This is a genomic window from Anaeromyxobacter sp. PSR-1 (assembly GCF_000964525.1).
Lineage (GTDB): Bacteria > Myxococcota > Myxococcia > Myxococcales > Anaeromyxobacteraceae > Anaeromyxobacter.
This window is the reverse complement of sequence record NZ_BAZG01000133.1, coordinates 1-11,719: the sequence shown is the minus strand read 5'-3', so window position 1 is coordinate 11,719 and position 11,719 is coordinate 1. Positions and strand designations below refer to the sequence as shown.

10 protein-coding genes are annotated in these 11,719 nt (G+C 75.6%); all 10 read right to left on the bottom strand.

Annotation, left to right across the window (positions count from 1 at the left end):
• On the bottom strand, nucleotides 1-1,104 hold a 1,104-nt coding region (locus PSR1_RS16810; protein WP_059438617.1), incomplete at its 3' end, for a P1 family peptidase.
• A 9-nt stretch (nucleotides 1,105-1,113) separates the two neighbouring features.
• Nucleotides 1,114-3,393: an ATP-grasp domain-containing protein gene (locus PSR1_RS16805; protein ID WP_152643371.1), complete on the bottom strand. Its 2,280-nt coding sequence runs from the start codon at nucleotides 3,391-3,393 to the stop codon at nucleotides 1,114-1,116.
• 67 nt (nucleotides 3,394-3,460) lie between these two features.
• Entirely contained in the window at nucleotides 3,461-3,994 is a 534-nt protein-coding gene (locus tag PSR1_RS16800) for an RDD family protein (protein ID WP_059438616.1), read from the bottom strand.
• 4 nt (nucleotides 3,995-3,998) lie between these two features.
• The gene (locus PSR1_RS16795) at nucleotides 3,999-4,211 is read right to left on the bottom strand and encodes a DUF4177 domain-containing protein (RefSeq protein WP_237758077.1); all 213 of its coding nucleotides are present in this window, start codon (nucleotides 4,209-4,211) and stop codon (nucleotides 3,999-4,001) included.
• A gap of 2 nt (nucleotides 4,212-4,213) precedes the next feature.
• Entirely contained in the window at nucleotides 4,214-5,239 is a 1,026-nt protein-coding gene (hemB, locus tag PSR1_RS16790; RefSeq protein ID WP_059438614.1) for a porphobilinogen synthase, read from the bottom strand.
• A gap of 91 nt (nucleotides 5,240-5,330) precedes the next feature.
• The gene (locus tag PSR1_RS16785; protein ID WP_059438613.1) at nucleotides 5,331-6,680 is read right to left on the bottom strand and encodes a DUF1015 domain-containing protein; all 1,350 of its coding nucleotides are present in this window, start codon (nucleotides 6,678-6,680) and stop codon (nucleotides 5,331-5,333) included.
• A gap of 18 nt (nucleotides 6,681-6,698) precedes the next feature.
• The gene (locus PSR1_RS16780) at nucleotides 6,699-7,337 is read right to left on the bottom strand and encodes an L-threonylcarbamoyladenylate synthase (RefSeq protein WP_059438612.1); all 639 of its coding nucleotides are present in this window, start codon (nucleotides 7,335-7,337) and stop codon (nucleotides 6,699-6,701) included.
• 9 nt (nucleotides 7,338-7,346) lie between these two features.
• On the bottom strand, nucleotides 7,347-8,759 hold the full coding sequence (locus PSR1_RS16775; protein WP_059438611.1) for a sugar transferase: 1,413 nt from the start codon (nucleotides 8,757-8,759) through the stop codon (nucleotides 7,347-7,349).
• A 141-nt stretch (nucleotides 8,760-8,900) separates the two neighbouring features.
• Nucleotides 8,901-10,199, bottom strand: coding sequence for a glycosyltransferase family 2 protein (locus PSR1_RS16770; protein WP_059438610.1), 1,299 nt, complete (start codon nucleotides 10,197-10,199; stop codon nucleotides 8,901-8,903).
• 151 nt (nucleotides 10,200-10,350) lie between these two features.
• The coding region (locus tag PSR1_RS16765; RefSeq protein ID WP_059438609.1) for a hypothetical protein at nucleotides 10,351-11,719 on the bottom strand (1,369 nt) is incomplete at its 5' end.

Below are 11,719 nucleotides of genomic sequence, written 5' to 3'. Positions count from 1 at the left end.
GACCATCTCCTTCACGTCGTCGAGCGGCAGGGCCTTGCTCACGTTGCCGTTCACGCCCTCCATGTCCCGCGCCATGCAGAGCGCGTTCAGGATGGCCTCCTCGGTCGCCTCGATCACCGCCTCGTAGAGCGGGTCGAGCCGCTGGTCGAGCAGGATCTTCATCCGGTAGACCATCTTGTTGGTCTCGCGGGGCACCTGGTTGGCGGTCGAGAACGCCAGCACGATCTCGCCGGAGCCGTGCATGGCGGTGGAGCCGACGCGCCCGATGCCGAGCGCCGCGCGCTTGGCGAGGCGGTTGAGCTGGTGGGTGATGAGCGGCGCGTCGGTGGCGATCACCGCGATGATCGACCCGTAGTTGCGGGTGCGCCGGTTGGCCGGGCGGTAGCGGGCCTCCAGCACCTCGCCCACCGGCAGGCCGCCGATGCGGAGCTGCCGCATCACGCCGAAGTTGGACATCACCAGCACGCCCACCGTGTAGCCGCCCAGCGTCTCGGGGAGCTTCCGGCTGGAGGTCCCGATCCCCGCCTTGAAGTCGCAGGTGATCATGCCGGTGCCGCCGCCGACGCTCCCCTCCGGCACCGGCCCGTCGCTGGCGGTCCGGAGCGCCTCGTAGACGTGCTCGTCCTTCACGTGCCGGCCGGCGATGTCGTTCAGCCACGAGTCGTCGCACTCGCCGACGAGCGGGATGATGACGTCGTGCTCGTCGCCGATGCCGGGGTAGCGCTCCACCATCCACTTCACCGCCGCGTCCGACACGGCGCCGACCGACAGCGTGTTGGTGAGGAAGATGGGCGTCTCCACCAGCCCCCACTCCAGGAGCTGGGTCATCCCGGAGACCTCGCCGGCGCCGTTCAGCACGAAGCCGCCGCCGACCACCCGGTCCTCGAACACGTTGGTGGGGTTGGGGAGGATCGCGGTGACGCCGGTGCGGACCGGCCCCTTGCCCACGCGGAGCGGGCCGGCCCCGCGGGTCACGGTGGAGTGGCCGACGCGCACCCCGGCGACGTCGGTGATGGCGTTCCAGCGGCCCGGCTTGTAGCGGCCCAGCGAGATGCCCAGGTCGCGGGCGCGACAGCGCGGCTCGTTCGGTGCGGTCTCGGGCATGCGAAAGACTTACGCCACCCGCCGCCCCGGGCGAAGCGGAAATCCCGCCCGGGCGCGGACGGCCGGTCCGGCCGCGGGGCTCCCGCCGGGACGCGGCGCCGGATCAGTGCCGGTGCGGCGCCTGCGGCCGCCGCTCGCCGGCCTCGCCGCCCGTCCCGCCGTTCCCGCCGGCCGGCGCCTCCGGGCCGGGCGCGCCGTTGCCCTGCGGCGCGGCCGCCTGCGCCTCGCGCTCGGCGGCCGCCTGCGCCCGGCGGCCCGCTCCCGCTCGCGCTCGCGCTCCTGGTACCGCCGGATCGCGAACGAGAGGATCTCGCCGATGAGCCCGCGGTAGTCCATGCCGGCGGCCTGCGCGATGAGCACGAGGTCCGACCAGCCCGGCGCGAGGCCCGGGAGCGGGTTGCACTCGATGAAGTGGATCCGCCCCTCGGCGTCCATGCGGAAGTCGAGCCGCGCCACGTCGCGGCAGCCGAGCGCGGTGAAGCACTCGCGCGCCGCCTTCTCCAGGCGCTCCAGCTCGCGCGGCGAGAGCTTCGCCGGGACCTCGTAGCGGATCCGCTCGTTCCAGTCCTGCTTCATCTCGAACGAGTAGATGGGCGTGGGGTCCTGCGCGTCGAGGAACACGATCTCCATGGGCGGCAGCACCCGCGGCCGCCGCTCGCCCAGCAGGCCCACCGTGAACTCGCGGCCGGAGACGTAGCCCTCCGCCAGCGCGGGCTGGCGGTACTTGGCGATGAGCTCGCGGGCCACCTCGCGCAGCTCGAGCTCGTCGCGGACCACCGACTTGCGGGTGACGCCCTTCGACGTGCCCTCCGCCACCGGCTTCACGATGAGCGGGAAGGTCAGCTCGCGCGGGAGCCGCTCGTTGCCGGTGTTCAGCACCAGGTAGTCGGGGGTGAGGATCCCGTGGGTGCGCACCATGCGCTTCGCGAGCGCCTTGTCGAGCGAGACCGAGAGCGCCGCCGGATCCGAGCCGGTGTACGGGATGTCGAGCAGCTCGAGCAGCGAGGGCACCTGCGACTCTCGGCTGCGCCCCTTGAACCCCTCGGCGATGTTGAACACGACGTCCACCGGCGTGGAAGCGAGCTGCAGCGGCAGGTCCTGGGTCGCCTCCAGGTCCACCACCTCGTGGCCCCAGCTCGCGATGGCCTCGCGGATGGCCTGCAGCGTCTTCGGCGAGTCGTACTCCGCCTCCTCGTCCTGCTCGCCGCCGGGGTCGGGGGTGACGCGCTTCACGTTGAAGCTGAAGCCGACCTTGAGGCGCTCGGTGCGCCGCGGCCGCCCGCGCCGGGCGCTCTTGTCCACGATGTTCCAGCGCTGCACCGCGCTCTGGATCACCGCCCCGAGCACCGCGTCCTCGTGCAGCCCCTCCAGCGCCGCCGCCGCGTAGATGCCGGCGCCGGGCTCCAGCGAGGGCAGCGCGTTGATCTCGAGGAAGTACAGCTCGCCGTCGTCGCCCAGGCGCAGGTCGATGCGCCCCAGGTCGCGGATGCCGAGCTCGCGGTAGACGGTCTCGCAGAGCTGCTGGATCCGCTCGGCCTGCCCGCGCTTCACCTTGGCGGGCGCGCGCACCGACACCGCCTTGTCGAGCTTCGTCTTCAGCTCGTAGTCGTAGATCGCGTACTTGCGGCCGGCGGTGACGGCGGGGTCGATGAGGTACTCGACCGGCTGGAGCACGCCGTGCCGGTCCGGCGCGGCCGCCTCCAGGAACGGGACGGTCAGGTCGCGCCCGACCACGAACTCCTCGACGAGCAGGCCCGCCGGGTAGCGCGCCAGCCCGTCCTGCACCACCTCGTGCAGGCGCATGGGATCGTCCACCACCGAGTCCTGCGTGATGCCCTTCGAGCTGCCCTCGAAGTTCGGCTTCACGATGACCGGGTAGCGGAGCGCGTTCACCTGGAGCTGCCAGGGCTCCTCGACGTACTGCCAGCGCGGCGTCCGGACGCCCTTCTGCGCCAGCACGAGCTTGGTGAGCTGCTTGTCGAGCGTGACCGCCAGCGCGTACGCGTCCGAGCCGGTGTACGGCATGCCCAGCTCGTCGAACAGCGCCGGGAAGAACGCCTCGCGGAAGCGCCCGCGCCGGCCCTCGGCGGTGTTGAAGATGAGGTCCGGCCCGAACGCCTCGAGGCGCGTCACGGTGCGCGACGCCGGGCCGGAGACCTCGATCCGCTCGACCCGGTGGCCGAGCCGCTCGATGGCGCCGGCGAGCGCGTCCACCGTCTCGCGGGTGTCGAACTCGGCCTCCTCCTCGGAGTCCGAGATCCGGAGGTTGTGCGTCAGGGCGATGCGCATGGGGAGACCTCTCCCGGCCCGTGGGGACGCGGGGCTCGAGGCGGGACGGCGCTGGCTGGTGGAGGCTTCATGCGGCCGCGCGCTGGCGCGTGGCGCTCGCCGGCGGGCTGGGCGGCGCCGGGCTGACGGGCGTGAGGTCGCGGACGACGGCGTCGTCCTTGGCGAGCACCTTCCCGTCCACCACCTGCGTGTCCGCGAAGATGTCGCCGATGCGGATGCCGAGCCGGTCCGAGACGATCATGTACGCCTCGAACGCCACGATGGGCACCCCGGCCACGAAGAACACCGGCCAGAGCAGCGGCACGGACCAGAACACCGCCACGAGCGCGAACGGCGCGTTGCGCAGCATCGACTCGTGGTAGCCGGCGGGGGCGCGCCGCGGGACCACCACGGTGCGCACGCCGAAGACCTTCTTGCCGATCGACTGGCCCTGCATGAGTCCGTCGGCGACGAGCAGGTAGAAGGCCGAGAGCACCGGCCCGATCTGCGGGGAGACCTGCGCAAGCGCGAACGCGACGGTGAGGTCGGCGAGGCGGGCCAGCCCCCGGAGCGTCAGGTCCGCCTTGGGATACGGGCTCCCCTCTCGCCGCGCATCGCGCATGCGGTCAGCGCTCCCGCGCCGCCGGCGGATCGCCGCGGACGAAGAACAGGTACGCGAGCGCCGGGCGGTGCGAGCCGTCGCGCGTCACGAAGTGCAGCGACTCGAAGCTCCAGCCCTCCCCCGTCCGCTCGTTCAGGGCGCGCTCCAGGGTCTCGTCGGACACCGGCGAGACCTCGACGACCTTGTACGTGGCGGGCTGGGGCACGGGCCGGAGCACGGTCAACGCTTCTTCCCGGTGAGGAGCTGGGCGGCGTGCTTCGCGTAGTAGGTGAGCACGAGGTCGGCGCCGGCGCGCCGGCAGCAGAGCAGCGTCTCGAGCACCACCCGGTCCTCGTCGATCCAGCCGCGCTCCGCGGCGGCCTTGATCATCGCGTACTCGCCGGACACGTGGTACGCGGCGGTGGGCAGGTCGAAGCGGTCGCGCACCTGGCGCACGATGTCGAGGTACGGGACGGCCGGCTTCACCATGATCATGTCCGCGCCCTCGGCGACGTCGAGCTCCACCTCGCGGAGCGCCTCGCGCCAGTTGGCGGGATCCATCTGGTAGCCCTTGCGGTCCTTGGGGATGCCCGGGCCCTCCACCGGCGCGCTCTCCGCCGCGTCGCGGAACGGGCCGTAGAACGCGCCTGCGAACTTCGCCGCGTAGGAGAGGATGGGCACGTCCTGGTAGCCGGCGCCGTCCAGCTCGGCGCGGATCGCCGCCACGCGGCCGTCCATCATGTCCGAGGGCGCCACGATGTCGGCGCCGGCGCGCGCGTGGGCGAGCGCCTCCTTGGCGAGGAGCGGCAGCGTCAGGTCGTTGTCGACCTGCAGCTCCTTGCTCGGGCCGCCGGCCTTCGACGCCTTGAGGATGCCGCAGTGGCCGTGGTCGGTGTACTCGCACATGCACACGTCGGTCATCACCACCATCCCGGGCACCTTCTCCTTCAGCGCCCGGATGGCCTGCGGGACGATCCCGTCGTCGGCGTACGCCTCGGTGCCCTGCGGGTCCTTGTGCGAGGGGATGCCGAAGAGGATGACCGAGCGGACGCCCGCCTCCCAGCCCTGCTGGACCTCGGCGACCAGCTCGTCCACGGAGAGCTGGAACACGCCCGGCATGCTCTTCACCGGGTTCCGCACCTTCGCGCCGGGGAGCACGAACAGCGGCCACACCAGGTGCTGGGGGGCGAGGGTGGTCTCGCGCACCAGGCTCCGGAGGGCCTCGGTGCGACGCATGCGGCGGGGGCGGTGCTGGGGGAAAGGCATGGGCGTTTTCTAGCGCAGTCGGCGCCGCCGGGAAAGGCGGCCGAGTGCCCCGGGGGTCCACCCGGTCCGCCGGGCCGCCCGGCCGCCGGGCCTACGGTGACGGCGTGCCGGGCTCGAACACCTCGCGCATCACCAGCCCGCTCTGCAGCCGCGGGTAGAAGTAGGTGCTCTTCTGCGGCATCGTCTCGCCGGCGTCGCCCACCGCCTCGACCTGCCACATGGGCGTCGGGTTGACCAGGAAGCCGACCTGGTGCTCGCCGGACAGCACCCGGTTCACCGCCTCGCCCGCGTCGCGGACGTAGGTGAGGCTCTCCTGGTTCTCCTGGGCGCTGGCCGAGAGGCCGAGCACGTGCTGCAGCACCACCGAGTGGAGCACGGTGACGTCGAGCGCGCGGAGCGTCTCGTTGCGCGGGAGCTCCGCCTCCTCCAGGTCGGCCTCGTCGCGCAGCGTGAGCACGCGCGCCTTCTGGTCCTCGGCGGTGACCATCAGGAACGAGGACGACTTCCCGAAGTGCTCGGAGAGCTTGGCGATGGCCCAGGCGCGGCCGGCCGGGCGGCGGATGTCCTCGGGCAGCGTCTCGATCCTGAAGTACCGCTCCAGCGCGCCGGTGAGCCGCGCCACGGAGAAGTCCTTCAGCCCGAACACCAGCCGGTGCGTCGGGAAGAGCATCAGGCCCGGGTCGCTCATCGGGCACAGGAACATGAGGATGTAGTTGTGCCCCGCGCCCGGCGGCAGCCCGGGCCGCTGCGCCTCCACCAGCTTGCGGTAGGCGAGCCCGGACACGTACCGGTGGTGGCCGTCGGCGATGAAGATCCGCTTGTCGGCCACCGCCTGCTGGAGCGCCGCCACCACCTCCGGCTGCTCGGCGCGCCAGAGCCGGTGGTGCACGCCGTCGTCGGAGTCGGTCTCGGCCACCAGCTCGCCGGCGGCGACCGCCTCCAGCGCGCGAGAGGTGGTCCGGTCCTCGTCGCGGTAGAGGCCGATGATGGGCGAGAGGTTGGCCCGGACCGCCTTCAGGATCTCGAGGCGGTCGGCGCGGGGCGCGGTGAGCGTCTTCTCGTGCGGGACGATGACGCCCTCGGAGAACTCGTGCAGCCGCACCGCCGCCAGGAAGCCGCGGCGCCGCGCCTGCCGCCCGTCGGGCGCCCAGAACGCCTGCTCCAGCGCGTACAGGGCCGGCCCGGGATCGCGGCGCAGGACCCCGCGCTGCATCCAGCCGGTCCAGAGCTCGGCGGCGCGCGTGTACTTGTTCGAGCCCGGCCCGTCGCCGGCGCGCTCCTCGCCGATGGCGACGTGGGCGATGTTCTCGGGGCTGCGGCGCAGCAGCTCGTCGCGCTGCTCCAGGGAGACGAGATCGTAGGGCGGGGCCAGCAGCTGGCCGAGGGCCCGGCCGCGGGTGGCGGCGTAACGGACGCCTCGAAACGGGACGATCTCGGCCATGGGGCCCCGGACCGTAGATCACGGCCCCGTACGGTGCAAGGCGCCGGTGGGGCCGCCGAGCGCCGCGGTCACCTGCTCGATGGACACGGCGCCGGGCCGCACCACCCGCAGCTCCTCGCCGGCGACCGCCACCACGGTGCTCGGGAGCCCCCCGGGCGTCGGGCCGGCGTCGAGCACGTGGTCCACGGCCGCGCGCAGGGCGGGGGCGAGCGCCTCGACCCGGTCCGGCGGCGGGCCGCCGGAGAGGTTCGCCGAGGTGGAGACCAGCGCCCCGCCCGCCATGCGCGCCAGCGCGCGCGCCACCTCCGACCCGGGGATCCGCACCCCGACGGTGCCGGAGCCCGCGGTGATGGCCTCGGAGAGGCCCGGCCGCGCCGGCAGCACCAGCGTGAGCGGCCCCGGCCAGAGGCGCCCGGCCAGCCGCGCCGCCGCGCCCTCCAGCGACGCCACCCGGTCCACCTGCTCCCGGTCGGCCGCGACGAGCGGCAGGGGCTTGCCCTCGGGCCGCAGCTTCGCGGCGGCGAGCCGGGCGAGCGCTGCGGCGTCGGAGGCGAGCGCCCCGAGCCCGTAGAACGTCTCGGTGGGATAGACCACGATGCCGCCGGCGCGCAGCACGGCGGCGGCCTCCGCGATCCGGGCCTCGAGCTGGGCGTCCATGCGCGGACTCTACCGCGCGCCGCGCCCGAGCAGCACCGCCGGGATGGTGCGCAGCACGATCCGCACGTCCTGCCAGAGCGACCACCGGTCGATGTAGTCGAGGTCGAGCTGCATCCAGCGGCCGAAGCCGACCTCGGACCGGCCGGACACCTGCCAGGTGCAGGTGAGCCCGGGCTTCACCGACAGCCGGCGCCGCTGCCAGCGCTCGTAGCGCCGGACCTCGTCCGGCAAGGGCGGCCGCGGGCCCACCAGGCTCATCTCGCCCCGGAGCACGTTCCAGAGCTGCGGCAGCTCGTCGAGCGAGGTGCGGCGCAGCACCCTCCCCACGCGCGTGACGCGCGGGTCGTCGCGCAGCTTGAACACCGGGCCGTCCATCTCGTTGCGATCGGCGAGCCGCGCCTGCTCCGCCTCGGCGCCGGCGCGCATGGAGCGGAACTTGTAGAGCGTGAAGGTGCGGCCGGACAGCCCGACCCGTCGCTGCCGGAACAGCACCGGGCCGGGCGAGTCGAGGCGCACCGCCAGCGCCACCGCGCCGAGCAGCGGCGAGAGCACCGCGAGCGCGAGCGCGCTCGCCACCACGTCGATGGCCCGCTTCGCGAGCAGCGGCAGCGCGTCCTGCGGCGCGGAGGCGTAGGAGAGCACGGGGATGCCGTCGAGGTCCTCGACGGTGAGCCGGCCGTGGCGAGGCGGGAACGGCTCGAGGCCGATCTTCGCCACCACGCCCTGCTCCTGGCAGGCCGCCACCGCGGCCTCCATCTCCGGCAGGCGGTCGCGCGGGACGGCGAACACCACCAGGTCCACCACGTGCCGCTCCAGCACCGCCGCGAGCTCGTCCACGCGGCCCAGCACCGGGCCCGGGATGCCCCGCCGCGGCGCGCCCTCCTCGAGGACGAAGCCCGCGAACGTGAAGCCCCACTCCGGCCGCGCCAGCAGCCGCTGCCGCATGGCCCGCGCCAGCGGCCCGCTGCCCACCACCGCGAACGCGCGCGTGTTGTGCCCGCGCCGCCGGGCCTCGTGCGCCAGGGTGCGGACCGCCACGCGGCTGCCCGCCAGCAGCACCAGCGCGATCGCGTGCCAGCCGAGGAGCAGCAGGCGCGAGAGGTCCCGGTCGCGGCCGAGGAAGCTCGCCGCCGCGACCCCCAGCGCCAGCAGGCCGACCGCGCGCGCCAGCCGGAGGATCTCCTCGCGGCGCGACCGGGTGCGGTACTGACCGTACACTCCGGCGGCCCCGGCCGCGGCCGGCCAGAGCGCGAGCGCCACGGCGAGCCAGGCGAGGTGCCGGCCGGCCGGGAGCAGCGGCGGCACCGCCGGGACGTCCACGGCCGCGCGGAGCGCGAGGGCGAGCCCGAACGCGGCCGCCACCAGCGCCAGGTCGAGCGCGCGCAGCCCCGCGGAGACCGCCCCTGCCCGCTCCTTCAGCATGCCTTCACCGTGTGTGACCCCGGCCGGCGGACGCCGCCGGTGCCACCAACGTCGCGACGCGCGCGCCCGCCCGGAAGCCCGGGCGCGGGGCGCAGCCCTGGCCGCGGCGCGGCCCCGGGCACCCCGGCGCACCGTCCGGGCTCACGCGACGCTCTCCCCTCCCCGCCGCGGCCGGGCCGCCGTGCCGCCGGGGCCGGTCGAGCCGGCGGCCGTGCCCGCCGCGAGCCGGGCCTCGACCGAGATGCTCCGGGTGTGGCGCGTCGCCCCCCAGCGCCGGTCCCGCCGGCGCAGCAGCCCCGCCACCAGCAGGGGCGCCCAGGCGGCCTGCAGGAGCAGCGTGTACCCGTAGCGGAGCGCCACCCGCGCCGGCACGCGCTCCGCGGCGAGCGCCGCCACCGGGAACGCCACCGGGCACGCGAGCAGCGGCAGCCAGGCGGCGAGCGGGACGTGCGGGGCGCCCGCCGGGTGGCCCAGCGCCGCGGCCGCCACGCGCGCCGCGACCACCGCGCCCGCGAGCATCGCCACCGCCGACCTCGACGGCTGCAGGCAGGCCACCGCGCCGTCCAGCGCCGCGAGGTCGCGGTGCCGGAGCGCGCGCCAGAGCAGCGGCAGCGTGTGGCGGCGGGCCACGTCGAGGTGGCCGCGCGCCCAGCGGACGCGCTGGCGCCACGAGGCGGCGAGCGTGGCCGGCTTCTCGTCGTAGGTGACCGCCTCCGGGGCCCACTCCACCCGCACGCCGGCGCGGAGCAGCCGGAGCTGCAGCTCGCGGTCGTCGGTGAGGCAGGCGGGATCCGGGGGCCAGGCGCGCAGCACCTCGGTGCGGACGCAGTAGCCGGTGCCGTTCAGGAGCGCGGAGAAGCCGAGCCGCGCGCGCGAGCGCTCGAACAGGCGGGCCGCGACCGCGTGCTGGAGCGCGCTCGCCTGCGTGATCCAGCTGTCGTCCGGGTTCTTCGCCTCGATGGTCCCCTGGAGCACGCGGGCGCCGGCGGAGAGCCGGGCGTCCATGGCGGAGAGGAAGCCGGGCGCCATGACGTTGTCGGCGTCGAACACGCACACCGCGTCCGCCGGGTAGAGCGCCAGCGCACGCTCGCGGGCCCAGGCGAGCGCGTGCCCCTTGCCGAGGTCGCGGGGATCGCGCCGCTCCAGCACCGCATCGGCGCCGGCGGCGCGCGCCCGGGCCGCGGTGTCGTCGGCGCAGTTGTCCGCGACCACCACCACCCGGAACAGCGACCGCGGGTGATCCTGCCGGAGCGCGGCCCGCACCGCGTGCGCCACCACCGCCGCCTCGTCGTGGGCGGGGACGAGCACCAGGAAGCGATGGCGGGGCGGCGCCGTCGCGGGCGCGCGGCGCGGGAGGAAGCCCGCCAGCGCCACCGCGAACGTGTACGCCATGAGGGCGAACAGGCCCCACTCGATCGCCGCCGCCACCGCCTGCGCCATCCGCGCTCCCCGGACGGCGTCCCGCGCACGCGTGCCCCCCGGGTCGCACCGGCGCCGCCGTCTCGCGGAGGATCTGCGTGCACCCCGGGCGCGCGACAAGGCTCCGGGCCGCCGGGGGGCCCGGATGCCCGCGGCCGTGCTTCACCCAGCGTCACGTGGGCCGGCCGGCGCCGGCGCCGGCCCCGGCCGCTCCGGTGCCGGCAAGGCCGCGCGCGGGGCGCAGGGCGCGCGCCGCGAGCACCGCGGCACCGATCGCCAGCCCGAGCAGGAGGTGCTGGATGGGGAAGCGGTAGCGCATCTGCCCCGCCCAGGGTTCGAGGGCCGGGCTGAGCGCGGCGTTCACCGCCGCGATCACCCAGAGCGTCGCGAGCGCCGCGCCCGCCCCGGCCGGTCCCGGCGCGTCGTCCCCGCGGCGGCGGCGGCGCGCGCGCAGCCAGAGCGCGAGCGGGGGCAGGAGCAGCGCGGCCGCGGAGAGCCACGGCATCCCCACCCGCCACACCGCCTCCGCGTCGCGCGCGGCGCGGTGCTGCCAGGCCCCGGGCGGCCACTGCGGCGGGCCGTCCGGCCAGGCGCTCCACCCCAGCTGCAGCGCGAAGCGGCCGAGGAGCTGCTCCGCCGCGTCCGCCCACACGCGCGCGTAGCCGCCCGGCACGGCCGCGAGGGCGCGCAGTGCGACCCGCTCGGCGACCGGCTCCGCCGCGGCCACCTCGAGCCGCCCGGCCGCCTCCGCCCGCTCGGGCGCGACCACCGCCGCGAGCGGCCCCACGGCGCGCCACCACCCGATCCACTCCCGCCCCTGCTCGGCGGCGAGCCGCTCGTACACCTCGCGGATCCGGGCCTGGTCGGGCGGGAGGTGGCGGTACACCGCCGGGTGGCCGACGTGGTTGAGGAGCGAGAGCCCCGCGCCGGGGGAGAACTCGAACCGGCCGGCGCGCGCGAGGTTCACCGACGCCATCGCCAGCACGACGGCCCCGACCGCCGCCCACGCGAGCGCCACGTCGCGCCGCGCGAGCGCGCGCCTCGCCGCGAGGAGCAGCGCCGCCAGGAGGTACACGCCGGCGGAGGCGAGGAAGATGGGGCGCACCAGCGCGGCCGCGACCCACAGCAGGCCCGCGCCGACGACCGCCCCGCGCGCCCGGCCGGCGAACGCCGCGGCGGTGGCGAGCGCGGCGCCGCACACCAGCGCCAGGCAGAGCGTCTCGGAGTAGAGGGTCACCGCCATGAACAGCAGGTCCACGAAGGAGAGCGCGGCGAGGCCCGCGGCGAGCGCGGCGGCGAGGCTGCCGGTGAGCCGGCGGACCAGCGCGTACGCGAGCACGACGCTCGCGACCCACAGCGCCGCCTGCGCCCCGGCGACCCGCCCGAGGTCGGGCGCGCGCCCTCCCACGAGCGCGACGAACGCGGGGTAGCCGGGCATGCGCAGCCCGAGCGGCGGGAGCTCGCCGCGCGCGAGGTGGCCCGCGTCGTGGAGGTAGGACGGGGTGTCCCAGAAGCGGGCCGGCTCCAGGCCGCCCAGCATC